This window comes from Bacillus andreraoultii, assembly GCF_001244735.1.
Classification (GTDB): Bacteria; Bacillota; Bacilli; order Bacillales; family Caldibacillaceae; genus Caldifermentibacillus; species Caldifermentibacillus andreraoultii.
In genome coordinates, this window is record NZ_LN868937.1 from 2,707,198 (window position 1) to 2,731,688 (window position 24,491).

Annotated in this window: 23 protein-coding genes, 1 pseudogene and 1 riboswitch; of the genes and pseudogenes, 8 read left to right on the forward strand and 16 right to left on the reverse strand. The window is 35.9% G+C overall.

Translation table 11 applies throughout. The features are described from left to right. Positions 1-223: 223 nt before the first annotated feature. A riboswitch (cyclic di-GMP riboswitch) is annotated at positions 224-317 on the reverse strand. A gap of 231 nt (positions 318-548) precedes the next feature. After that, positions 549-1,583, forward strand: a complete 1,035-nt coding sequence (locus BN2144_RS18170; protein ID WP_033829627.1) for an NADH:flavin oxidoreductase/NADH oxidase — start codon at positions 549-551, stop codon at positions 1,581-1,583. Between the two features lie 186 nt (positions 1,584-1,769). On the opposite strand, the pseudogene BN2144_RS20500 reads toward BN2144_RS18170, so the two are convergent. Then, positions 1,770-2,000, reverse strand: a pseudogene (locus BN2144_RS20500) (DUF3784 domain-containing protein); the annotation flags it as partial. Between the two features lie 312 nt (positions 2,001-2,312). Here BN2144_RS20500 and BN2144_RS18175 point away from each other — a divergent pair. The 3 genes from BN2144_RS18175 (at position 2,313) to BN2144_RS18180 (ending at position 5,168) form a co-directional block, all read left to right on the forward strand. Further along, on the forward strand, positions 2,313-3,095 hold the full coding sequence (locus BN2144_RS18175; protein ID WP_033829628.1) for a MerR family transcriptional regulator: 783 nt from the start codon (positions 2,313-2,315) through the stop codon (positions 3,093-3,095). Positions 3,096-3,712: 617 nt separating this feature from the next. Then, complete coding sequence (locus tag BN2144_RS19390) at positions 3,713-3,805, forward strand: YjcZ family sporulation protein (RefSeq protein ID WP_075047859.1); 93 nt, start codon at positions 3,713-3,715, stop codon at positions 3,803-3,805. 376 nt (positions 3,806-4,181) lie between these two features. Next, entirely contained in the window at positions 4,182-5,168 is a 987-nt protein-coding gene (locus BN2144_RS18180) for a diaminopimelate dehydrogenase (RefSeq protein ID WP_033829629.1), read from the forward strand. A gap of 1,032 nt (positions 5,169-6,200) precedes the next feature. Here the strand turns inward: BN2144_RS18180 and BN2144_RS18185 are convergent. Continuing rightward, entirely contained in the window at positions 6,201-6,491 is a 291-nt protein-coding gene (locus BN2144_RS18185) for a hypothetical protein (RefSeq protein WP_033829630.1), read from the reverse strand. A gap of 359 nt (positions 6,492-6,850) precedes the next feature. Beyond that, complete coding sequence (locus BN2144_RS18190) at positions 6,851-8,560, reverse strand: sulfate adenylyltransferase (protein ID WP_033829631.1); 1,710 nt, start codon at positions 8,558-8,560, stop codon at positions 6,851-6,853. Between the two features lie 406 nt (positions 8,561-8,966). On the opposite strand from BN2144_RS18190, the gene BN2144_RS18195 reads away from it, so the two are divergent. Continuing rightward, entirely contained in the window at positions 8,967-9,755 is a 789-nt protein-coding gene (locus BN2144_RS18195) for a TatD family hydrolase (protein WP_033829632.1), read from the forward strand. A gap of 257 nt (positions 9,756-10,012) precedes the next feature. Here BN2144_RS18195 and BN2144_RS18200 read toward each other — a convergent pair whose 3' ends face one another. From BN2144_RS18200 to BN2144_RS18240, 9 genes are all read right to left on the reverse strand, one after another. Next, the gene (locus BN2144_RS18200) at positions 10,013-10,897 is read right to left on the reverse strand and encodes a tetratricopeptide repeat protein (protein ID WP_033829633.1); all 885 of its coding nucleotides are present in this window, start codon (positions 10,895-10,897) and stop codon (positions 10,013-10,015) included. Next, positions 10,894-10,965 (reverse strand): SEC-C metal-binding domain-containing protein, encoded by a 72-nt coding sequence (locus BN2144_RS19395; protein ID WP_075047862.1) that lies wholly within the window; start codon positions 10,963-10,965, stop codon positions 10,894-10,896. The genes BN2144_RS18200 and BN2144_RS19395 overlap by 4 nt, the downstream gene beginning before the upstream one ends. Positions 10,966-11,235: 270 nt before the next feature. After that, the gene (locus BN2144_RS18205) at positions 11,236-13,290 is read right to left on the reverse strand and encodes a HAMP domain-containing sensor histidine kinase (RefSeq protein WP_230199768.1); all 2,055 of its coding nucleotides are present in this window, start codon (positions 13,288-13,290) and stop codon (positions 11,236-11,238) included. Then, positions 13,277-13,963: a response regulator transcription factor gene (locus BN2144_RS18210; protein WP_033829635.1), complete on the reverse strand. Its 687-nt coding sequence runs from the start codon at positions 13,961-13,963 to the stop codon at positions 13,277-13,279. The genes BN2144_RS18205 and BN2144_RS18210 overlap by 14 nt, the downstream gene beginning before the upstream one ends. A gap of 294 nt (positions 13,964-14,257) precedes the next feature. Continuing rightward, on the reverse strand, positions 14,258-14,917 hold the full coding sequence (gene phoU, locus BN2144_RS18220; protein ID WP_033829637.1) for a phosphate signaling complex protein PhoU: 660 nt from the start codon (positions 14,915-14,917) through the stop codon (positions 14,258-14,260). 14 nt (positions 14,918-14,931) lie between these two features. Continuing rightward, positions 14,932-15,747 (reverse strand): phosphate ABC transporter ATP-binding protein PstB, encoded by an 816-nt coding sequence (gene pstB, locus BN2144_RS18225; RefSeq protein WP_033829638.1) that lies wholly within the window; start codon positions 15,745-15,747, stop codon positions 14,932-14,934. A gap of 18 nt (positions 15,748-15,765) precedes the next feature. Next, entirely contained in the window at positions 15,766-16,590 is an 825-nt protein-coding gene (gene pstA, locus BN2144_RS18230) for a phosphate ABC transporter permease PstA (protein ID WP_033829639.1), read from the reverse strand. A gap of 2 nt (positions 16,591-16,592) precedes the next feature. Next, positions 16,593-17,498, reverse strand: a complete 906-nt coding sequence (gene pstC / locus BN2144_RS18235; RefSeq protein ID WP_033829640.1) for a phosphate ABC transporter permease subunit PstC — start codon at positions 17,496-17,498, stop codon at positions 16,593-16,595. Between the two features lie 236 nt (positions 17,499-17,734). After that, positions 17,735-18,574, reverse strand: a complete 840-nt coding sequence (locus tag BN2144_RS18240; RefSeq protein WP_033829641.1) for a phosphate ABC transporter substrate-binding protein — start codon at positions 18,572-18,574, stop codon at positions 17,735-17,737. A gap of 876 nt (positions 18,575-19,450) precedes the next feature. Between BN2144_RS18240 and BN2144_RS20790 the strand changes: the two genes are divergently transcribed. From BN2144_RS20790 to BN2144_RS18250, 3 genes are all read left to right on the forward strand, one after another. Then, positions 19,451-19,663, forward strand: a complete 213-nt coding sequence (locus tag BN2144_RS20790; RefSeq protein WP_326564449.1) for a hypothetical protein — start codon at positions 19,451-19,453, stop codon at positions 19,661-19,663. Between the two features lie 24 nt (positions 19,664-19,687). Next, positions 19,688-20,032, forward strand: a complete 345-nt coding sequence (locus BN2144_RS20795) for an RpnC/YadD family protein (RefSeq protein ID WP_326564451.1) — start codon at positions 19,688-19,690, stop codon at positions 20,030-20,032. Positions 20,033-20,208: 176 nt separating this feature from the next. Further along, on the forward strand, positions 20,209-21,606 hold the full coding sequence (locus tag BN2144_RS18250; RefSeq protein WP_033829642.1) for a hypothetical protein: 1,398 nt from the start codon (positions 20,209-20,211) through the stop codon (positions 21,604-21,606). 118 nt (positions 21,607-21,724) lie between these two features. Here the strand turns inward: BN2144_RS18250 and BN2144_RS18255 are convergent, their stop codons facing one another. From BN2144_RS18255 to BN2144_RS18270, 4 genes are all read right to left on the reverse strand, one after another. Beyond that, on the reverse strand, positions 21,725-22,237 hold the full coding sequence (locus BN2144_RS18255) for a QueT transporter family protein (protein WP_033829643.1): 513 nt from the start codon (positions 22,235-22,237) through the stop codon (positions 21,725-21,727). Positions 22,238-22,514: 277 nt separating this feature from the next. Then, positions 22,515-23,270, reverse strand: a complete 756-nt coding sequence (locus BN2144_RS18260) for a 3-oxoacyl-ACP reductase (RefSeq protein ID WP_230199769.1) — start codon at positions 23,268-23,270, stop codon at positions 22,515-22,517. 239 nt (positions 23,271-23,509) lie between these two features. Further along, complete coding sequence (locus BN2144_RS18265; protein WP_033829645.1) at positions 23,510-23,731, reverse strand: DUF2829 domain-containing protein; 222 nt, start codon at positions 23,729-23,731, stop codon at positions 23,510-23,512. 143 nt (positions 23,732-23,874) lie between these two features. Further along, a complete protein-coding gene (locus tag BN2144_RS18270; RefSeq protein ID WP_033829646.1) occupies positions 23,875-24,126 on the reverse strand; it encodes a hypothetical protein in 252 nt (83 codons plus the stop codon). Between the last annotated feature and the right edge of the window lie 365 nt (positions 24,127-24,491).

The window sequence follows — 24,491 nt, forward strand, 5'->3', positions numbered from 1 at the left end:
AGGTAGGATGTCTGCTTATAATATCGGCTATTTTGGCGGTCTCTTAACAGGTGGTGTCAAATTACTAAAATTTAACAACTAATAAATCCCTTGGGTACCAATAACGATTTGAAAACTCAGATGAATTATAGATAATAAAAAACACCCGTTTCAATGTGAAGTCATATTTCGAGGATTCGTTTTTTACGATGAAGTATTGATATTGTTGACACGAATTCACACGATTGGTAGCCAGGCTATCTTAGTTTACATAGAACGAAACCGTAGACCCTATTGCTTTGCGTCCTACCCTTTCGAATAGTTTGCCTTTTTCAATACATATGTATTTGAAAGAGCAAATCATAGAATATGCCCTTAAGTTCTAGACAATTATAACTAAATCCAATTTATTAATCAACGTTCTGTGATAAAAGTCACATACATTTTATTTATTTTAGTAGATAAGACCTATTTATATTGATTTTTCATCGTCATTTTTATCATTAAAATATTATTATTGTTCCATGATATAATAATTAGGAGACAATCGAGAAAGTGAGGGATTTCAAATGAATTTATTTGATCCATTTACCTTAAAAGGATTAGAGTTAAAAAATCGGGTGGTCATGCCGCCAATGTGTCAATATTCTGTGACAAAAAAAGATGGGATTCCAAACGAATGGCACGATGTTCATTATACGAGTCGCGCAATTGGTGGTGCTGGATTAATCATTATTGAGATGACGGATGTTGAGCCAGATGGTCGGATTACTGATAATGATTTAGGATTATGGAGTGATGAGGCGATTCCTGCTTTTCAGCGAATCATTGACGCTTGCCATCAATATGGTGCTAAAGTGGGAATTCAAATTGGGCATGCTGGTCGAAAGGCACAAGATGCAGAAGTTCCTGTTGCTCCATCGGCAATTCCGTTCAATAGCGAGTTTAAGACTCCCCGGGAATTAACAACGGATGAAGTGAAGGAAATGGTTGAAAAGTTCCGGATGAGTGTCCGTCGTGCGGTGAAGGCTGGATTCGATGTGATTGAAATTCACGGTGCCCATGGATATTTAATTCATCAATTCCACTCACCTTTAACAAATAAACGAACAGATGAATATGGTAAAGATTTAACAAAATTTGGTCGAGAAGTAGTTGAAGCAGTTAAAAGTGAAATTCCAAGTGATATGCCCCTATTGATGCGGATTTCAGCTGCTGAATATGTAGATGGTGGCTATGGAATCGATTATGCTATTCAGTTTTCAAAAGAATATCAAAAAGCCGGGGTTGATTTTTTCCATGTGAGTACTGGTGGAGAAGGTCCAATCGGTAGCGGTGGGAAACCAGGTATCCATGGTGGTTACCAAGTTCCATATGCAAGAAAACTAAAAAGAGCTTTACATGTACCAGTCATTGCTGTCGGTAATTTAGATGACCCGATTTTGGCAAACTCTGTGATTGGTAATGGAGATGCAGATCTTGTTGCTGTTGGTCGCGGAATGTTACGCAATCCATATTGGACGCTGGATGCAGCCGTTCAATTGAAACAACAAGTGCAAATTCCAGTTCAATATGAGCGCGGATTCCCACGAATGAAAAAATAGTTTGAGAATCATTTCTTTTTTAAGTGTTCAGTTTCGAATTGCACTATTTCTACGAACGAGAAATTGTTCGGGAATGTTAGTTAAGATTCTTATGAGTAATTTTTACATAAAAAGGATGTCCTTGGATTTTCAAGGTATCCTTTTCCTTACAAAAAATTCAGACTTCGGATAAGTAGGGCTTCTCTTTTACTTAATATTACACTTCTTTTTAAATCTGTCTCTTGTATTTGTATATACCACTCCATAAATGATGAGAATGACTAGTAAGACAACACCAATACTAAATAAAATATGATTTTTGAACCTCTCACTCAATGCGATTAATAAAATGCTAAACCCATACATTAGTTTACCCATAAACTTATATAAAGCAACTTCATTATATTGAGCCTTTTCACTGTCAGATAGATTGTTATAACCTGAAAGTAATCATGCGCCTTTTCCTTTTGATAGAATTACAGCGAAAATAAGGAAAGGGATTGAAATAACCACAAGAACTATTCCAAAAGAAAACTCCTCCTTTTAAAAAATGAGTCTACTTGCATCCAACAACCAATTTTTATATTTAATACGAACATCATAACCGAAATGTTTCAATCATTGGAGACGGATCGCTTTCCTGCCACTTTTTATGAAAATTTCAAAATATTACTTGAACCTTACGTTACGTTATGTTGTATGCTTAGCTTGTATGAAAGAATCTGGGGTTATTGGAGGAATCAGAGAGTTATGAAAAAGGAAAGCTATTATTCTGTTGGAGAAATTGCTGATAAAACAGGGGTATCGGTGCGAACGCTGCATTATTATGATGAACTTGGTTTATTAACACCAAAAAAAGATCCGTCAACAGGACATCGCAAATATCGTGATCAAGATATTATTCAGTTGCAGAAAATTATTAGCTATAAATTTCTAGGCTTTTCCCTTGATGAAATAAAAAATATGTTGTCACAGGAAAAATTGAATGGAACAGTTATCGATTCATTAACATTACAGAAGAAACTATTTGAAGAGGAAATAAAAAAAATTAATACTTCAATCAAAGCTATCGAGAGGACAATGAAACTAATTAAAGAACATGGGGACGTCGATAGTACAATAATCATGAGTTTAATTCGTAGTATGCAAACAGAGGAAAGTCAGTGGGCTTGGTTTGAAGGTTATTTTGGTGAAGATGTTGCAAGTATGATTTATAACCAGACAGAAAATAAAATAGAGGAAATGGATGACGTCTTTGTTCAATTTACTGAAAAAGTTAAAGAGTTAATTGGAACATCCGTCGATTCACCGGAAGTTATGGAACTGATGGAAGAATATACAAAGGCAACAATGTCCTTATTTGACGAAAATTTGATGGAAATGATGGCAACGAAAAGTAGCAAACTTGAAGAAATTAATTTAGAAGAATTAGAAAAGATGGCACCATCCCCCTTCTCAAAACAAGAAGAAGAATGGTTACACAAGGCAATGATGGCTTATATAGAAAAAGTAGGATTCGAGAAGCCGGAGTAAGTTCTAAAGCGGGCCTCTATCAATGCTCTAGAGGACCGTTTGACGAAAATTTACCCTAAAACCGGGACTAAACACTACCCTTGAATACCGCTTGACAGATTTTTTACTGAAAACAGTTAACTACAACCATTCTAGAGGACCGTTTGACTTATTTTATTTTGAAACGGGACTCTAGTAACAATTCCTGAGGACAATTGAATACAAATTCCACCGAATCAACTACTTGCACTTTCCTTCATCTCTGATACTTGCATGTGAGAATTTCCTTATCTTAGTCTTCCACTTAAGAATACTTCAACAGCCTTTCAATGTCGATTGCACAATTTGTCTTGACAACACGTAATGTCTTCTCAACTTCCTAGTAACCTTTAAGTAGCCTCCCTATCGAATGCATTTCCTCACACGACTATAGTTTGGTGTCTCCATGCGTAAATGATGAATCATTTTAACCACATTTATCATCATAAAATAGAATGACAGATACTGGAAAGGACTTCAAAAGTTTAGCCAATCTAAATATGATTAGCCCAGTTTTTCTCTATATAGGTTAATGACCACGCCATTCAAAGGAGCGATTCATATGTTAATTATGTAAATACTTTGGAGGTGATTGTTTTATGGGTGCAGGAGGATACGGTTCAGGATTCGCGTTAATCGTTGTATTGTTTATTTTATTAATTATTGTAGGTGCTACTTGGTACGGATACTAAGTAATTCGTTACAATAAACTTTTTCAATGAATAGCAAATAAAGTAGTCGGGGTTGGGAAAAAATAATCGCCAGCACAAAATGAACGTTGAAAGGGGCTTGTATTTGGATATCTATCCAAACTCGGCCCTTTCTTCTTTTCTTGTTAATCAACTGCTTTATTCGAATACATTCATAATAAATTTCGTTTAAGATCTGCCTCCTCCCACAAAGTAAGCAAAAGTTTTTTAAAAAGTAGTTGCGTCCGATAAAAAAAAGAGTAAAATAAATTTATTCTTTTTCCAGTGTAAATACGATCACCGTATGAAACTATTTCTTCACTCTCACTTATATAGTAATATAAGGACATAATGATTCTAATAATAAGGAGAAATGTATATGAGTCAAAAAATTAAAGTTGGTATTGTTGGTTACGGAAATCTAGGTAAAGGGGCAGTAAAGGCAATTAATCAATCTCCTGACATGGAATTAGTAGCCATTTTTACGAGAAGGGATCCTAGCATCTTAGCGATAAATGAGGCAAATGTAAATGCTGTACATATCGATGATGCAAATGCATACGTAGATAAAATTGATGTCATGTTACTTTGTGGTGGATCTGCAACAGACTTACCGGAACAAACACCGCATTTTGCGACTATGTTTAACACGGTTGATAGTTTTGATACACATGCGAAAATTCCTGATTATTTTCAAGCAGTTCATGAAGCTGCTACAAAACATAATAAAACGTCCATCATTTCCGTTGGTTGGGATCCAGGCTTATTCTCAATTAATCGCTTAATGGCTGAGGCAATCTTACCGAGTGGCGAAACTTATACATTCTGGGGGAAAGGGTTAAGTCAAGGACATTCTGACGCCATCCGTAGAGTACCTGGTGTAAAAAACGGTGTGCAATATACGATTCCATCCGAAGACGCAATGAATCGTGTGCGTAATGGTGAAGCACCTGAACTAACGACAGGGGACAAGCATCGCCGTGTTTGCTATGTTGTTGCAGAAGATGGTGCTGATAAAGCTACCATTGAAAATGAAATCAAAACAATGCCAAATTACTTTGCTGACTATGATACAGAAGTTCATTTTATCACTGATGAAGAGTTGAAACGTGATCATTCAAAAGCGCCTCATGGTGGTTTTGTCATTCGTAGTGGGCAAAGCGCGGTAGAACATAAACATATTTATGAATTCTCATTAAAACTAGATAGTAACCCTGAATTTACTGCAAGTGTTCTCGTTGCCTATGCTAGAGCAGCACATCGCTTAAATCAGGAAAACCAATTTGGTGCAAAAACAGTATTCGATGTCGCTCCAAGCTATATTTCGCCAAAATCACCGGAAGAATTAAGGAAAGATCTTTTGTAATCTTATGTAACCCTAAGAGAAGGATTTTGACACTTTTGTCTAGTTCATTCGTTAAGAAAACTCAATATTTCTTATCATTGTTTAGTTAAGCATTTTTTCTCTTTAGAGTACTTAACGTTATAAATCAAACACATTTTTAAAACGATGGTTGAACAAAGCACACTTCTTTAACCCTTTAATAAGAATAACTCAACGGACAAGCTTCGATGAATAGGCTTGTCCATTTTTTATTGATTGATTATTTAGGTGTGCATGTGTGGATGTGGCACATGATCATTTCCATTCGATTGGCCATGAGTGTTGGGCGACTATAACCGTTTCTTCCTTTTTCATCACGATTTGGACGTCTACGCTAGTGAATAAAGAGATTTTTTTGGCTTTGATATAGTTGCTAGAGCCTTTCTTGTGGTCTTATGCATAAGGAGAGTAGAAATAGAAAATGTATACTTTCTATTAGTCAAACAAGGGTCAGTCCGAAAAGTGGATATCCCAAAATTGCGATCATTAAAAATTTTGACCTATCAAGGTTTTGAAACATGAAAAGGGGCATCCAGAAATCAAAAATACGATTTTCTGAACTACCCCTGCTAAATGTTCATTTATACCTTCGTATTACTTTTCGTAAAAAGTTTTAATATCAAATTAATTATTATCGAAACAATAAAAGATGTAGTGAATAAACTAACAAATTCCGAAACTGTCGCATGTTCTAACGTAAATTGAGTACCAAAAAAACTAAAGTTATAATAAATGTAATCATAAACGCTTTAGTTAAAAAGAATTTTTTTATCGTCTGCATTTAACGGTTCCTCCTATTTTATGGTTGTATGTTTACTTATTTTCCCCTTTTCGTTTGCAGACAAATAAACTCTACACTTTTTGTTCCATCATTTTCAGAAACCGTATCCTCAACTTCCATACGATCAATAAAATAAATAGGGCTATCTGTGAATATGATAAAAATATTCTCATTTATTTCATGTTCAACAAAATTACCATTTTTAATGTTTTCATCAATATAATTATTAAGATTTATAGCATTTTCTTCTGATGTACCTTCATATTTCTCAATATTAGGTAAATCTTCGTTTGTAAAGGAAGTGGCAACATATCACTTATTTCATGATTACTATAATAATCTGAAACAACTTTGTCTACTTCATTTTCCATTGTAGGATTAGCCTCTTTTAGTTCTTGTATTAAACTGTTTTGTAAATCAGATAATGAATCTATAGTCTCTTTTTCTTGGGCACGTACAAAATCCGCTGTAAATAAAGATCCAAAGACTAAAATAATTGTTGCAAATACTACTATGGTTTTCACTAGATGTTACTCTATCATGATTACAACCCCTTTTTTATTTATACTGATATATTCTACATTTTTTTTTAAAAATCCTTTATTTCATTTTAGATATATTCAACTACTTTTTAAAAATCCTGAAAGGGGTAGCATTAGAATTTTGATAACTACAACGTTCTAGTTTCGCCGCTACTTTTGAAATACTTTATGTGGAATCAACATTTTATCCGTTTTCTCGAAAACAGTTTGTTTACCAACTTTTCCATTTTCCTCCTTTTCCGGCTGCAACTTGTTCCATGACTTCCAGTAATAAATGGAAAAGTTGCTGGTTACACGTCACTTGTTGGGCTCTTCTTTTTTCTGCTTTTTTCTAGACGGTATTAATCACTACCACGATAACGCTTATATGGAAGTGGATTCCAAACACGATATTGAAGTTCATCTTCTCGTAGTGGTGGAGGTATGTCTTTGAAAATTTTCTTGGCAACTTGTAACTCTCGCTCTGCTTCCTCTTTGTCTTGATACATGAATTCATCTGATGCTTTTTCCGATGCAGTGTGTACTTTTTCCTCTAAATACTCAACAACCATTTCTTGTTGCTTATAGATTGACTCACGTGCAGATGCTATCCAGTCTGGTTGTGACCGACGTCTTGTATCCGCTACATAGCTAAATTCATCAAAGATACCTTTATAAATCTGATCTGCATTTGTTCGAACATCGATCACTGCCACTTCCAAATCTTCAATGGTGAGTTGTTCTACTGTAAGCGGTTTCCTTCGTTCCGGTCCACCTATTCGTGATCTCGTTAAATAATATGGGAAGATACTTTTTATTGTTTTTCCGACTGGAGAGATTGCTTCATCATTTTCATCCACACCTTTTGGTTGGACACCTTGCATAGCAATACGTGCTGATTCTGGTCTCACAATTTCTTTTGGTGGAAGCACCCCATAACGCAATAATTCACGAATTCCTGTCCCAGAGATATTAATTCGATACTTTACGTCATGTGGACACGTTTGACTAGTTGCTAACGAATCACAACGAGTACAATAAAACACTTCATGGAAGAGGCGAATATCAATTCCTAATTCTTCCGGTGTAAATTCGTCAAAAATTGTATGGCTTGCATATTTATCGTAATAATCCCCTACTCCTGCATGATCACGCCCAATTAAAGCATGTGTACAACCATAATTTTTCATAATTAATGCGTGAAGGATTGCTTCCCGAGGACCTGCAAAAATATATGTAACTCTAAGTGGTGCCAGGATCGTTCTTTCTTTCGGATAATACGTATCCAACACACTCCGATAGGCTAAAATACGAAATTCATGCCTTGTATATTCCCGCTTAGCTAACTCCACTAATGGCTGGACAAATAACCCATCCAACTCTTCTAACGCATTACGGTGAATATACTCATGACCGCGATGTAACGGATTTGCTCCTGTTATAAAACCACCGACCGTTTTAAACTTTTTCTTCTCATAAAATAATTTCCACGTATCTTTCGGTTCTAAACGAATTTTTTCAAAAGGACCCCAATGAACACGGCGAAGTAATTGAATGGGTCCACCTAATGCGGTATCCCCCATCCGCCGGTAAATCGCATCAACTCCTGGATGGTTTCGATCTGTTGTTCCAAAAAGATGCTTTGCTCGAAACTCTCGGTCATAGTGAAAAATATCATTTAATTTTAAAATTGCGACCGGTTCTTTCGTTTCATCAACAAGAGCCACTTCATCCCCCACTGATAAAGACTGGATCACTTGCTTGTTAATATCACCAATCGGGGCAAAACTAAGAGGGACTGGCCACACGGTCCCATCTTTCAACCGACCGTTCAAAAGGACAGACTTATAGTTTTCTTCATCCATAAACCCTTCATTTGGTGATAAAACCCCAGTTGCAATCATTTCAAGTGTAATGACTGCCTCTAAATCTACCATTATTTTTGGTAATTGTCTTGCTCGTTCCATAGCTTCGTCACATTCTTTGCCGGTGAGAACTCGATTGACTAATTTTCCACCATGTGGTTGTTGTGGATAGCCAATAAAACTTTTTTCACTTATTTTTTGATTCATTACACTTCCCCCCCAATATCATTTGTATTCTAGTGATTTAAAATAATGCTCTTTATTTGTTAAGGAATTGCTAAATCTTTTATAGAAAGGAAGGGAATGGATTTTACTTGCTATAAATAGAGAACTTTTGGGTTAAGTTATATTTGAGTATTGAGTCTGCAATCGTTCTGTTTAACCTGTATTGCTCTATTCGTTTCATCTCTATTATGAATGAACCTACTAAACCTCCTTAACCCCCGTATTTAGAAAACTATTTTACATGTATTCTGCTATCTTGCCCCATTGCAAGAGAAATCTATTTCTATTAAGCCCCTCTAATGAAGTCTCTTTCCTATCTGTCCTAATCAGCTATGATTCATGTTAAAATTAGAAAGGTAAAATATCCAAGGATTTAGGAGGTTACATCTTGAAAAAGTTAATTGATATCGGAGTAAATTTAACTGATAAGCAATTTGCAAAAGATCAAGAAGTGGTTGTTGAAAGAGCTTTAGAAAATGGAGTTAGTCAAATGATCTTGACGGGTTCAAATGTGAAAGGAAGTAAAGAAGCGGCAAAACTTGCGAAGGCATATCCGAATGTTCTATTTTCAACAGCTGGTATTCATCCCCATGATGCTAAGGGTTTCAATTCAAATTCTATTCATGAATTAAAACAGTTAGCCAGTCAGAAAGAAGTTGTAGCAATTGGTGAATGTGGTCTTGATTTCAACCGAATGTTTTCCCCACAACAAGCGCAAGAACAATGTTTTGAAGCACAATTAGATTTAGCAAAGGAACTTTCTATGCCGTTATTCTTACATGAAAGAGATGCTCATGATCGATTTTGTGAAATTTTTGCGGACTATCTAACATTAGCTGAACATGCTGTTGTTCATTGTTTTACAGGTCATACAGCTGAAGTGAAAAAGTATGTATCGATGGGTTTTTATATTGGGGTCACGGGATGGATTTGTGATGAAAGACGCGGACAATCTTTACAAGAAGCAGTAAAATATATTCCGCTTGATCGGTTATTAATTGAAACAGATGCACCCTATCTTTTGCCTAGAAACTTAGAAAACAAACCGAAAAACCGACGAAATGAACCAGCATTTTTACCTCATATTGTCCGTGAGATTGCTAAATACATGGGCGTATCCAGTGAGGAAGTAACTGAGCACTCGACTGAAAACGCTCGTAGGCTTTTTCGTTTATAAATAAACTCAGGAAGCTCAAGCCTTCAAGCGAAACGAGAGACTTGAGTTCGCCGAAAAAAAAGAGAGTTTTTCGGCTTTGATGAAGCTGCTAGATCCTTCCTATTAGCAATTTTAGGGTCTGACCTTCGCATATGGCTAGGCCCTTAAGTTTACTTTTTTTAACATCTTTCCATTCATGCGGCTAGTTGGCTTCGTTTCCATTTACAAACATCCTCATACTTAAAAGGTTGTTCAGCTAATTATCATATTTCTCTCCTTCATTCTTCACCTCTTAAATCATTGATTCGTTCAAGAATAGCCTCTTTGTCTCTTTCATCCTTAGCTAATTCCAATGCTTTTTTATATAGCGACTCGGCCTTCTTATGGTCAATCGTTCCACCATTCATCCATTCTGTATATAAATCGCCCCAACGGATATAAATCCACGCTGGATCATCGTGCTTTTCCTCTATTAATTTCGTGAAGAGTTCTTCTCCCTCTTTAACACGGTCTAGTTGGAAAAACGCTTCTCGAGCGGAAATACCCATGTTCATCATAATATTAGAATTGGTTTGTGAGAAAACTTCCCGGAATTCAGTCGTATATTGAATTAACATTTCTAAAAACTGTTCATCTTTTTGTCCAAGTTCACTCAATGCTGTTTCAAAATCTTGCACCCAATTTGAGTAAATTTGGGTCATCGATGGTTTTGTTAGTTGATTTAATTTTTCCACTGAGGAAATTTCGCGCGGTGCAAGCCATTGCAATGTTTTTCTCCAAACTTCCCACCATAATTCACACGCCTCTTTTTCTTTTCCTTGTCCATATAGGAAATAACCTTCTTGCATCATAGAATTGAGTTGCTCAATTAAGATATGTTCCGGTGCCAAACGTTTTGCCAGCACACCAACTGCGATATAAACGAAGTCAATGATTGGGTCATCGATATTTCGTTTGTACATTTTTTCCCATTGTAGAGCGAGTGCTACACTAGATTTCTTCGTTTTAATTTCTTGGGTAAAAGTACGTTCGTCTATTGCAATTCCGATTTCTTGGAGTTTTGTTAAGATTTCCTCAGTAGACATTTGGTCTACTTTTTTTGTCGTCCAGCGTTCATGTTGAGTGGTCTGTCTGTTCGTCTGTTCAAATATCCCTTTATTCATACAGCATTTCTTATATTTTTCCCACTCCCACAGGGACACGGATCATTTCTACCTATTTTCATAAACATGCCTCTTTCTTTTAATAATCTTTCTATCTTTTACTATACTGTGATTGTGTATAGTTACACAAGAAATAATGATTGGCGTGAAGTGATTGTGTGGTGGGTTTCGAAAAGACCAGGCCGACTTCGGGAATAGTATGTAATCTTTGGAATAGCTGTTAAGATTTGGTATAATCTACTCTGAATAATTCACTAAACTTCGGAAATAATGCGTGGCTTAAATCTAACTTCCAGAACGTTTTTAACAGAAAAGGAGAAGGCAAGTAGCCCTCCCCATCATTCCTCTTTAAACTTAGGCAAAACAATGATTGCTTTAAATAAATCACCATCTATTTGGATATGAAATGTACCCTTTTGGATTTCGATTAAGCTTTTCGCAATAGATAAGCCTAACCCACTGCCTTCACTTGTTCTTGATTCATCTCCTCGTTTAAAGCGCTCCATTAACTCATCCGCTGAAATATTTAATTCGGTAGCGGAAATGTTTTTAAATGTTAGCTGAACTGTATCACCTAAATCCTCGATATCAATATAAACTCTCGAGCCTTCGAGGGCGTACTTAAATATATTTGATAAAATTTTTTCGATTGCTCTCCATAAAAGTCGCCCATCAGCTGATAGATAGAACTTCTCATCACGAACATTTAATTTAACATGTAAGTTTCTATCAATAATTTTATCATTAACTTCCCCTAATCCTTGGTTTATTAACGAAATGATATCTATTTTTTCCAATTGAACAGGAATATCACCACTCGATGCTTTAGCCGCTTCAAATAAATTATCTGTTAATGCTTTTAATCGCTTTGATTTCTGGTCTAAAACGTCAATATATTCTTTCACTTTTTTCGGATCATCTTCATTTTTCAATAGGTCAACATATGTGATGATGGACGTTAATGGTGTCCGAATATCATGGGAGACATTTGTAATTAACTCAGTCTTTAATCGTTCACTTTTCAACTCCCGTGCCACCGCCTGTTTCAAGCCATCGGTTATACTATTAATATCATCTGCAAGTTTCGCAAATTCGCCATTACTTTCAACATCAATTCGATATTGAAGATCTCCAGACTTAATTTGTTCAACACCTGATTGAATGGCAAGAAATGATTTCACTTTTTTTAAGGCAAACCAAGCAGCAAACCCAATCGTAATTGGAAACATGAAAAATGTTAAAGCGATTAACAGCGGATAACCAACGACAATCAAGACTGTTTTCACCGCAAGATTTCCACTTTGATAGACATCCCCGATAAAATAGGCGAATTTAGAAATGAGCGTGTATAATAACGTATGTTTAATAATCGTTTTGTTTTTCATATGTTTGATAAGCGATAAAATAAGGACGAATCCAGCAGTCGCAATCGTCACCGAAATTGGAAGAATGATATCATTATTTATCTCAAAAAAGGAATTGAATAGTCCAATAAAAAGTGCGCTAAGAGAAATGCATAAAACGATATTTACATCATTATACAAGCGGTCGAATGCATGTAAGTGCACCTTTTCATCCTTAAATGAATTTCTTCCAATTACTAGTGCAAGGTAAATAAATGAAATAATAAATCCTGGGACAAAAAATGCTAACTTATATAAGTTTTTTACAAGATGTACACGATTGTCTTCCCATTCTTTCATTTTTGAATCTACATAGCTTTTTGGAAATGCGAGATAAAGAACGGTGTTTTCTGGATTCATTTCGTCAACTTGATCAGTAATCCAATGTATATTTTCATTTTCTCTCGCTTCTTTTGGATAAATTTCTTGTTCGTAATAATCAAATATAAAGTAAGCAGGATAGGCTTCAAATTGTTGTTTTGTTTTCATCTTTGTATTCGTGTACACATTTTTCCCATCACTAGCATAAAAAAGTGGAACATTATAATCATCTAATCGCTGTAATATTTGATGGTATTCTCGTAAATTTTCTTTGATTAGTTTGTCTTTTTCTTGAGCGATTTTATCGACATATTTTTGCTTAAATAGCTTATTTCTTTCTTTTTCATTTAGTTCGTCGTTATTTATCTGTGAGTTCTCAAATTCATAAAACAACTCATCTTCTATATTTTTCAATTCGTTCGAACTGACTGTTTTCCCTTTTAAGATGTATTCCTCATTACGATACTCATTCATTAGTTCGGTTAAGTCACGAATGATTGGGAGGCTCTCTTCTATATAAGCTTGACTTTCATAATAATTTTTTTGGTGTAAACTATTAAATGGAACAGTAACAAAGTTTATAAGTGTTGTCACTGTTCCTGTAAAGCATGCAATCACAATCATGAAGACAAGGAATTTTGTTACATTCGCATGGCTAAATTTTTTCAACTTTATATCCAACTCCCCATACAACTTTTAAATATTTCGGCTCTCTCGGATTAATTTCTATCTTTTCTCTAATCTTTCTTATATGAACCGCAACTGTATTTTCCGAATTATAAGCCGGCTCATTCCACACAGTTTCGTAAATGTCATCAATGGAAAATACCCTTCCTGCATTAGCTGTCAATAGTTTCAAAATTTTATATTGAACCGGTGTTAAACGAACTTCTTCCCCATCGACTGTGATCGTTTTCGTTTCATCATCAATGACGAGACCTCCTGTTTGGTATATGTTTTTTTTCTTTTCCATACTTCCTAATGTCGTATACCGTCTCAAATTGGCCTTAACACGAGCAATCAGTTCCAATGGGTTAAACGGTTTTGTTATGTAGTCATCAGCCCCCATATTTAACCCGAGGATTTTATCTGTATCCTCTGTTTTTGCTGACAACATGATTAATGGAATATTCTTATGCTCACGAATTTTCATTGTCGCTTGTATCCCATTCATTTTCGGCATCATAATATCCATAATAATGAGATGGATCTCGTTTTCCCCAATGATTTCTATAGCTTCGAGACCGTTATAGGCTTTAAAAATTTGATACCCTTCGTTTTCAAGATAAATTCCTATCGCATTAACAATTTCTTTATCATCATCGCAAACCAATATGTTCATGAACGTTCACTCCTAGTATTTCTCTCTCTATTTTAGCGCTAAATACATTCTAACTATTAAATCTTAAAAAAAACGGTATCAATTTCTTAAGATTTTCTTATTTTCATTTTAAAATGGGGGAATCAACTTTGTCATGTAACGGAGAGTTTGTAAAATCGCGAGTAAACTCTGAAAATATTCTTCATCTCTTCGGAAATTCGTGGGCGGCTTCGGAAATAACTTTCAATCTTCGGAATCAGCATGCTCCCCAAAAACTAAAGGTGTACAAACAAAATCTTGTACACCTCACACACATTATGGATTTAAATCATATTTTCGACCTTTAATTAAATATGCAGCACTTTCAGCAATGTTCGTAATATGATCAGCGGTTCTTTCAAGATGCCGGTTGACAAATAATAATTCAACAACTTGAGTCGTATCTTCACAATGGTCCTTTATATAAGTGGTTAATTGCTTATAGGTACCATCACTTAAGTCATCTACCTTATCATCCATATCCCCTGCTTCTTTCGTAAGGGCAATATTCTCATGAAAAAACGCCTGTAAAGATTTTTGAAACATTTGAATGCATATATCTTTCATTGCTTCGAGACTCGCTATATTAATTGGTGATACGACTTCTCCTATTTTAATTGTAGACTTAGCAATATTTACCGCATAATCGGCAACACGCTCAATCTCTGAGGAAATTTTAATTGCTCCGATAATTTTCCGTAAATCCCGTGCAACTGGTTGTTCCCTTACAATGAGCCAAATTGCTAATTGATCAATTTCCTCCTCAAGATCATCTACCTCATTGTCGTCCTCAATAATTCTAATTGCTAATTCAACATCTTGATTTTGTAGGGCTGTGAAAGATTTTTCTAACATAGTTTCTGTCAGTTTCCCCATCTCTAACATTTTCTCTTCTAGTTCATGTAGGCTATTATCAAAACTTTCGCGAGCAACCATCGTTCATCCTCCACTTATCCGAATCGACCAGTCACATAGTCTTCGGTTCTTTGATCTCTTGGCGTTGAAAATATTTGACTTGTCTCATCAAATTCAATAATTTCACCATTTAAGAAAAAGGCTGTTTTATCTGAAACTCGTGCTGCTTGTTGCATATTGTGCGTAACAATGATGATTGTGTAGTCTTTTTTCATTGATGTAATTAATTCTTCAACTTTTAACGTTGAAATTGGGTCGAGTGCAGATGTCGGTTCATCCATTAAAATGACTTCCGGCTTCATTGCTATAGCCCGGGCAATACAAACTCTTTGTTGCTGACCACCGGAAAGCCCTAGTGCCGATGACTTTAGTCGATCTTTTACTTCATCCCAAATTGCTGCCCCGCGAAGACTCTCTTCTACTAGGTCATTTAAAGTTGAACGATTTTTTATTCCTTGCATTCGAGGACCATAGGCTACATTATCATAAATACTCATTGGAAAAAGGTTTGGCTTTTGAAAGACCATTCCTACTTTTGTCCGTAATTGTATGACATCATTTGTTCGATAAATATCTTCACCATCTATAACGATATTTCCATTAATTTTTACACCGTCAATTAAATCATTCATTCGGTTTAATGTTCGTAAAAATGTTGATTTTCCACACCCAGACGGACCAATTAACGCAGTGACTTCTTTTTCTTTAATATCAATGGAAACATCGAAAAGTGCCTGTTTTTCACCATAAAATAAATTCAAATTATTTACATGAATTTTTGTTTCATGATTCGTTTTCACTAATGACAAATCGTTTCTGATATGATTCCGTTCTAAAACAGTTGCACTCATAAAATCGTCTCCTTTTCCTTAATAATCGGCTTTATTTAATTTTTTCGAGATGAAGGTCGCTGTCAAATTAAGAATAAAAATAATAGCAATTAAAACAATTCCAATTGCTGCTGCTAACTCAATATCCCCCGATTCTTGTGTAACTAAGTAGGCGTGGACAGTAAGCGTTCTTGCTGAAGAAAAAATACTTTCAGGCATCGCGGCAACGGTACCTGCTGTTAAAAAGATTGCTGCAGACTCACCAATAATTCGTCCCATCGAGAGAATAATTCCAGATAAAATTCCTGGCATCGCACTCGGTAAAATAACCTTGTACAACGTTTGTAGTTTCGTTGTTCCTAGAGCAAGAGATCCTTCCCGATAACTTTTTGGAACCGTCTTTAATGATTCTTCCGTTGTTCGAATAATAACTGGCAAAACGATGATTGTTAATGTAAGAGACGCGGCAATGATTGACATGCCAAATTTTAACATCGTAACAAAAAATACTGCACCAAATAATCCGTAAATAATTGAAGGAATTCCAGTTAAACTTTCGGTGGCAAAACGAATGATTCGAACGAGTCGACCTTGTATGGCATATTCTTGCAAAAAAACTGCCGCCAAAATCCCAATCGGCGTTGCAATTAATAAAGAAATGATAATTGTGTAAATGGTCGTTACAATCATCGGCCAAATACCGCCACCACCTGTAGGAGAGTAATCCCCAAAGATAAAGTCAACATTTATTAGTCCCATTCCTTTATAAAAAATAAAACCGACGATGCCAATGAGAATGGCAACGGTCAAAAGGGCGGCTATCCAAAGTAGAGCATGAAGTAGAGTATCTTTTAGTTTTCGCAAAATTACTGACCGCCTTTCGAACTAATTTTTGCTAGGGCAAAATTTAAAATTAATATAAATGAAAATAAGACAATACCCGTAGCAAACAGCATTTCTTGATGAGTTCCAAATGCATATCCCATTTCTAAAGCAATATTTGTTGTTAATGGTCGGATACTATCTATCAAACTTGCCGGAACAATTAGACTATTTCCAGCTACTAAAATAACTGCCATTGTCTCGCCAATCGCTCTTCCCATACCTAATACAATCGCGGTCATAATGCCTGACTTTGCAGCAGGAACGATGACCTTAAAAATGGTACCGATAGAAGATGCGCCTAGTGCGAGCGACCCTTCACGATACGTTTTTGGTACGGCTCGAATCGCGGTTTCAGCAACTGTTACAATCGTTGGTAACATCATAATCGCCAATACAAGAATTACAGCGATTAAGCTTTGCCCTTTGACTAAGCCTAAATTTTGTTGTAGGAAGGGAACGATGATAGCAAGTCCAAATACGCCATAAAGAACGGATGGAATCCCTGCTAACAGTTGAACTGCTGGCGAAATCACTCTTGCAACATGCTTAGGGGCAATTTCCGCTAAAAAAATCGCTGTAAACAAACCAATGGGAACGCCAATGATGAGTGCACCGATTGTCGCGTAAATGGATGCGACAATCATCGGAAAGATTCCATACTTGTTTTCACTCGGAACCCAATCTTTTCCGAAAATAAAATCAAAAAAGCGAAATCCTTCTGCGATAAAAGGGTGGGCCCCTTTGTAAAAGACAAATCCGATAATTAAAACTAAACTAATGACAGATAGAAGTGCACAAAACAAAAAGACTCTTTCTGAAATTTTTTCAAGCATATACTTGCTTTTATTTGATTTTGCAATCATTTCTTTATTTGATTGAGTTGTCATTATTCGTTCCTCCATGACTGTTTCGACAGCGCTAGTCCTTGATTTCCTTTTTATTGAAAACTGGGACAATTCAGCCTATAGAATGGGACTATATCCATTTTTTCTTAAAAATCAAGAGAATTCGGTTTATAGAACAGCTCTAAGATCCAGTTTTTACTAAAAATCAATCATTCCGTCTTATTGAACCGCTCTATAATCCACTTTTTTCCTTAAACGCTAGGAAAAACAGATTGAAATTATTTAATAGGAATGGCTCCTGTTTCTCGAACAATTCCCTGTCCTTCTTCACTCAAAATATAGTCAATAAATTGTTGGCCTTCAGGAGTTAGATTTTCTTCCGTATGAACAAATAAAAATGGACGTGACAATTTATACTTTTTCTGTAAAACATTTTCTGCAGTCGCTTGTACACCATTAATCTTTACTGTATTTACGGAATCGCCGATATATTCAAAGGACACAAATCCAATTGCATGCTTATTTGACGCAACGGTTGTCTTAATATTTCCATTTCCACTTGCAATGATGGCATTTCTAATTAACTCACCGGATGAATATCCAACAATTTCTTGAAAGGCGTCCCGTGAACCCGAACCGTCTTCCCGAGATACAACAACAATCTCTAGGTTATCGCCACCGACTTCTTTCCAATTCGTTATCTTACCAGTGAAAATATCTTTTACTTGTTCTAGTGTTAGATTTTTTACGTTATTGCTCGGATGAGTGACAATAACAATCCCATCATAGGCAATGACTGTTTCTTTTAGATCATTTGCTTTCTCCTCTTCTTTTAAATCTCTGGAAGACATCCCAAGTTCAGAAACACCATTTAATGCATTGGTGATTCCAGCGGATGAACCAATTTGATTTATTTCAATCTTCACGTTTTCTTTTTCTTCATATTTACTTGCTAATTTTTCGGCTAGTGGACCAACCGAAGTCGATCCAGAAATCGCAAGTGTGGAGGATTTATTGGCATCTGATTTTGTACGATTTTCATTCGCCCCTGCACATGCGACAACAAATATTGGTAATAATAGCATGACTAATATAAGACGTTTTCTGTTAATGAACATTTGGAAACCCCCATGATGCTGCTTACATCTCAGTTTTCTTACTTTCAGATTAAAGAAGAAACGTAAAGCTAGATTTAAGCATTTGTAAATTTAACGTAAATTTTTTTGGAATGATTTTCGTTTGTTCTAGGAAATGTTCACACGATGGATGAATATTAAATTCCCTCTTATATATTAGCGTTTATGAAAAGCAGCTTTCTTAGTCGGACTTTAAGCAAATTTTTTGGAATGATAAATTAGGATTCATTTATTGTACGCGTAATGATTCTTTTATCATAATAATTCCCAATGTATAATTAGGTTAAAAGTATTATACATTTCGTTGATAGAAAAATATAAACGTCCATTCACACAATATTCTAAACTTACAAATGTTAGGTGGAAAAACGACTTTTTTAGATATGGAAAAATTCATAATCATCGGTCATATATTACAGCTGTATGATTGGTTTTCAATAACATAGGAAGGAATTTTTAATTTGATGTCGAAACTACTCTATAGTCCCCCAAATACACCCCTGTTTTATTGGTTTTTTTAAGGAGTGACAATATGCTTGATGTGACCTATATTTATGAGGACGTAGGTACTTCGAAGTATACCCACCACGATCAACTTTTCAAAGAATAATTCATACATTTTTTGCTGAGTTTTTAGAGCTATTTTTTCCTACCATCCATCAACAGATCGATTTCTCGTCAATCAAACCATTATCCGAAGAAGTTTTTACTGACCTTCATGAAGGTGAGAGTCGACGTGCGGATATTGTTGTAGAAGCTAGTTTGAAAGGGGAAGATACGATTCTAATTATTTATATCGAGCCCCAGTGTTATTACTAAAGTCATTTTTACGAGCGAATGTATCTATATTTCAGTTTGTTGTATAATAAATATAGAAAGCCAATTTTACCAATTGCTGTATTTACGTATAATCAACATTCTAATCATGAGAAGAACAACTTTTCAATTCGTTTTCCGTTCTTTCATGTGCTGAGTTTTCAATTTTTAACGTTAACTTTAAAAAAATTAAAATGGCGTGAATTTATACGTTCTGATAATCCGATTGCTGCTGCTCTTCTTTGTAAAATGTGATTTACGAAGGAAGAACGAATTGAAGTGAAAAAGGAATTTTTACGGATGCTTGTACAGATGCAGCTTGATCCTGCCCGACAGCGCCTGATTTATGGCTTTTTTGAAAGATATTTGAAACTTACTGTTGAGGAGGAGAAAACACTGATGCAAGAAGTAAGAGATCTCGACCCAAATCTTGTGGAAAAAATTATGGAAATCCCTATTTCCCATGAGGAAAAAGGGAAGGAAATTGGGAAGGAAATTGCTACAAAAAATATTGCTAGAAATATGATTATTGAAGGTGCTTCTGTTGAATTTATTAAAAAAGTAACAAATTTAAGTGTTGATAAGATTTTATCATTGAAAAAGTCGATAAATAAAAGTAAGTGAACTCACGATTGGGTTCACTTTTTTTGTGCAGATTAGGTGATTTTCAAGTTGCCGTTTCTCTCAATGAACTTCTTTTTCTTCAACGTCTTTTGTCCACTCACCAATCGCCTCTTTCGTTCATATGATGTGACAGGAGCCTATTTCAGCAATTCCATTTTTAGGAGAGGAGATTTTTAATGGTCGTTGAACTTACTCTCATACACTTAATATATTTACTGTTTATCTTGCTGATTATCGGTTTCATGGTTAGTCGTTTAGATACAACGATTCTCTGCATTGTAGGGATATTTATTATTGCGATTGTGTCAAGCGGTTCTTTGACTGAATCCATTATCAGTATATTTTCTAGTTTTCAATATGCGATTTCAGAATTACTGCCTACAATTCTTATTATTTCCCTCATTGTTGCTATGAGTAAAACATTAACCCAAACCGGAATTAATGACGTCATGATCGCCCCATTCGCGAAATTCATTCGGACTCCAAGTCTTGCCTATTGGACGATTGGTCTTCTCATGTTAGTGATATCCTTATTTTTCTGGCCTTCCCCAGCTGTTGCCTTATTAGGTGCAGTCTTGCTTCCCGTTGCTATTCGTGCGGGTTTACCAGGAATGGGCGTTGCAGTGGCAATGAACTTATTTGGTCATGGAATTGCCCTTTCCGGTGATTTTATTATTCAAGCGGCTCCAAAATTAACCGCCGATGCAGCTGGACTCCCAGTTGGTGACGTGATTTCTGCGAGTATCCCTCTCGTCCTTGTAATGGGAGGAGTGACGACCGTGACGGCTTTTCTTTTTCTTATGAAAGATCTTAAAAAAGGAAAATTAAAGGACGTGAAAGCATTTGACGGAGCGGCTGAAAAAATTGAAAAAGTAGATGCATTAAGTGATAAGCAAAAAATACTGTTTGCTTTTTTCATTCCAATATTATTTATGCTTGATGTTGTTGCGATGTTTGTCTTTAACTTGCAGGGAAGTGATGCAACCGCACTAGTCGGTGGAACGGCAATTTTAATTTTCCTTGTGATTAATATGACGGGATTTAAAGTTGGGGGATTGAAAAAAACAACGAAACGGATTATTGACGGATTTCAATTTGGTTTTAAAGTATTTGGACCAGTTATTCCAATAGCCGCATTTTTTTACTTAGGTGATGCGGGCTTTCAGACCATCATCGGTGACTACTTACCAAAGACATCGAACGGGATTGTTAATGATCTTGGCGTTAGTCTTGCCCATGTCGTTCCATTAACAGCCGAAATCGGTGCCGTAACGTTAACGATTGTTGGTGCGATAACTGGGCTTGACGGATCTGGGTTTTCTGGAATTTCACTTACTGGTTCAGTTGCAAACTTATTTTCCCACGCGATTGGTGACGGTGCTAGTACCGCAACATTGACTGCACTTGGGCAAATTTCTGGAATTTGGGTTGGCGGTGGGACACTTGTTCCATGGGCTTTGATTCCTGCTGCCGCGATTTGTAATGTTGATCCATTCGAATTGGCACGGAGAAATTTGTTTCCGGTCTGTATTGGATTAGTCATGACGACAATTGTGGCAATGTTTTTGATATAAAAGATCCATCTATCCGAATCCCCTTAGTAATGAAAAAGTTACTAAGGGGATTATGTCATGGAAAAATGCCTCCCCTGACTGTTATGTGTTCATTCAGTAGGGACAGGCATCTTTTGTTCTATTTCCGTAGATCGATTTTCTTATTTACTGAATAAATTAGAATACCACCGATGGACATCGAGAGTAATTCACCAAGAGCAACCGTTAAGTAGGTCATCCAAAATGGCGCATGAAAAACGAAATGTAACTGACCCGCAACCGTAAACATCGATAAAGCGAAAATAAGAGCTGTAACGGCGAGTTTTACTTTAAGGTCTTTCATATTTTTCGTTACCATTCTTGAGAAAATTAATACAAGTAAGGTAGCCGTTCCACCAATTGGAACATCGAGAAACCACATGGGTGACATGATGAAATTAACAATGACGACACCTAAAGTAATTGCGGATATATAGCGCTTATGGAAGAGTGCTAGATAGTTAAACATTTCAGATAGTCGAAACTGGATGGCTCCAAAACTAACAGCGGATAAAATGAGGGTCACCGCAACATAAAGTCCAGCGACAATACCTGATTTTGTTAGGTTATCGAGGGAAGTACGTGATTTTTCTTCATAAACATGTGTATTCATTTTCCATTTCTCCTTTGTAAAATAGCCCATCGACTATTTTAGTAATAACTATGGCCAAAGGATGAGAGCATTTGCGCCCTACGAAGTGCCATAGTGCAAGCTTTATAAGCCTACGAAACTACTATAACAGAAAAAACAACGAATGAATACATAAATTATCTCACTTCAATCATTGTCTTGCACAATAGGAGTCATATTACTCTATTACGTGAATATTATGTTAAATTTGTCAAAACGACGAATAGTCTTCTTGTAACTACTGCTGATTGCGGGTACTTTATTTCATCGTCCACCCACCGTCAATCGGAATAACGGAACCATGAATATAATCAGCTGCATCACTAGCAAGAAATAACGTAAGATTGGCTACTTCATCCGGTTGTGCCCATCTTCCTACTGGGGTTTCTTCAGCTACCCATTTTGCCATGACTCCCTCGCCTTCAAAATCTTTCTTATTCATTGGTGTTTGAATGGCACCGGGTGCGATTGCATTGGCACGAACCCCGTCTCGACAATAATCATAATCTAACTGCTTCGTATAACCGATGATGGCATGTTTTGAAGCGGTATATGCAGCACCACCACCACCTGCGACAAGTCCTGCTATCGATGCCATATTGACAATGACACCTTTTTTTCGCTTTAACATATGGGGTAAAACGGCATTCGTTACATAGTACATTCCTTTCAGATTCGTATCCATAATAAGATCCCACAACGGTTCATCTGTTTCTAACGTTTTTTTGTAGTCATCGAGAATTCCAGCTGTATTTAAAAGAACATCAATTTGACCGTAGAGATTAAGTGATCTTTGGACGACTATATCAACGTCTGCTTTGTTTGTGACACTGCAGACGGTATAGTGAAAATTAGTTGGGTTTTCATATTTTAATTCTTGTAATGGCTTTTCTTGAACATCGATTGCATAAACGTTCGCACCTTGCTTTAAAAATGCATTTGCCTGTGCATAGCCAATTCCAGAAGCCGCCCCGGTTACGAAGACAACTTTTTCTTTAAAATTTAATTGTTCCACTTGTTTCACTCCATTATAAAAGCCCATATTGACATGGGCCATTCGTATTATTTATGTTCATTTTCAAGAACGAAGCTTATTTTATTCCGGCTCTTCAATTGTTTCAAACTTTTTCAATGATTCATTATTGGGATTTAAAATCTGATAAGTTATCAAACTAGTTTTATTATCAATGTTTTCCTACGGATTCCTCCTTCTACCATTTTCCAATCCTGAGAATGGTTTGCCGAACGATTTTCTTATTCTACTATTTCCCAATCATTAGCTAATATATCACAAACAGTTGGGGTAAACATCGTATATCCCTCTCCTTCAACATTTATAACAAGATAAGGGTTTAATCTTTCCCCATCAATTTCACTTTCTCCAACTAATTTCACATATAATTCTGCACCAGACCAGCCTACACGAATCACTTTCGCTCCAGACTTCAAACGTGGTAAAATCTCTTCAAATGTCACTGTCAATCATCCTTTTTTATTTTGTAATATATGGAAAGTATAAGAAATTAATTGGAAAAATGCAATGGTCAAGAAAGTTGCTAATTAGATACTTTATATAGGCAAGAGTCAAAAGCCAATTTTTTTAACAGAAACCATTACATTCACCCCTCTAGCATTGCTTCTGATAGACCGCTGTCTTTAAAAATTTTAAAAGTTTGAATCCTCCCTTCGCCATTCATATGAATTTGACCTGTCACTTTTTCACGCGAGTTTCCGAAGTTTTGGTTTTTATTTCCGAAGATGACTGCGTTATTTCCGAAGTTTTCAACATCAGCTAGAACGGTTTTTTCCGAAGTTCGCGAGTTATTTCCGAAGATTATATCTATATTTCCGAAGTTCACTTGTTTTTTCAAATCGTTTTGAAATTAACATCTTCCTTCCCTTCTTCAATAATCAATCCAATCACAGTACGCTCACTAGCTTAATTCGTATGGACGAGATGCAACTCCATCGCCTTATTTTTACCATTTTCTATTGAACAGTTCCAACGAATTCATGCTTCTTATATCCTTGAGACGACTTTTTACGTTTCAATCTGAGTTCGCACCCGTTTTATCCATTAGATTGCCTCTATTGAACAATCAATCCGATTTTTACGCTTATTTTCTTATTAAAATCTTCAATTACATATTCTAATTAGAATGTGACATCCTAACAGAATAAATATCTTTATAAAAAAATTATGGTTAGTACTAAAAAAGGTGGACATATTTTTCGT

What these genes read in the sequence shown, in the direction of transcription:
- BN2144_RS18170 (WP_033829627.1), top strand. Translation starts at nt 549, where the DNA reads ATGAATTTATTTGATCCATTTACCTTAAAAGGATTAGAGTTAAAAAAT.
- BN2144_RS18175 (WP_033829628.1), top strand. Translation starts at nt 2,313, where the DNA reads ATGAAAAAGGAAAGCTATTATTCTGTTGGAGAAATTGCTGATAAAACA.
- BN2144_RS19390 (WP_075047859.1), top strand. Translation starts at nt 3,713, where the DNA reads ATGGGTGCAGGAGGATACGGTTCAGGATTCGCGTTAATCGTTGTATTG.
- BN2144_RS18180 (WP_033829629.1), top strand. Translation starts at nt 4,182, where the DNA reads ATGAGTCAAAAAATTAAAGTTGGTATTGTTGGTTACGGAAATCTAGGT.
- BN2144_RS18190 (WP_033829631.1), bottom strand. Translation starts at nt 8,560, where the DNA reads ATGAATCAAAAAATAAGTGAAAAAAGTTTTATTGGCTATCCACAACAA.
- BN2144_RS18200 (WP_033829633.1), bottom strand. Translation starts at nt 10,897, where the DNA reads ATGAATAAAGGGATATTTGAACAGACGAACAGACAGACCACTCAACAT.
- BN2144_RS18210 (WP_033829635.1), bottom strand. Translation starts at nt 13,963, where the DNA reads ATGAACATATTGGTTTGCGATGATGATAAAGAAATTGTTAATGCGATA.
- phoU (WP_033829637.1), bottom strand. Translation starts at nt 14,917, where the DNA reads ATGGTTGCTCGCGAAAGTTTTGATAATAGCCTACATGAACTAGAAGAG.
- pstB (WP_033829638.1), bottom strand. Translation starts at nt 15,747, where the DNA reads ATGAGTGCAACTGTTTTAGAACGGAATCATATCAGAAACGATTTGTCA.
- pstC (WP_033829640.1), bottom strand. Translation starts at nt 17,498, where the DNA reads ATGACAACTCAATCAAATAAAGAAATGATTGCAAAATCAAATAAAAGC.
- BN2144_RS18240 (WP_033829641.1), bottom strand. Translation starts at nt 18,574, where the DNA reads ATGTTCATTAACAGAAAACGTCTTATATTAGTCATGCTATTATTACCA.
- BN2144_RS18250 (WP_033829642.1), top strand. Translation starts at nt 20,209, where the DNA reads ATGGTCGTTGAACTTACTCTCATACACTTAATATATTTACTGTTTATC.
- BN2144_RS18255 (WP_033829643.1), bottom strand. Translation starts at nt 22,237, where the DNA reads ATGAATACACATGTTTATGAAGAAAAATCACGTACTTCCCTCGATAAC.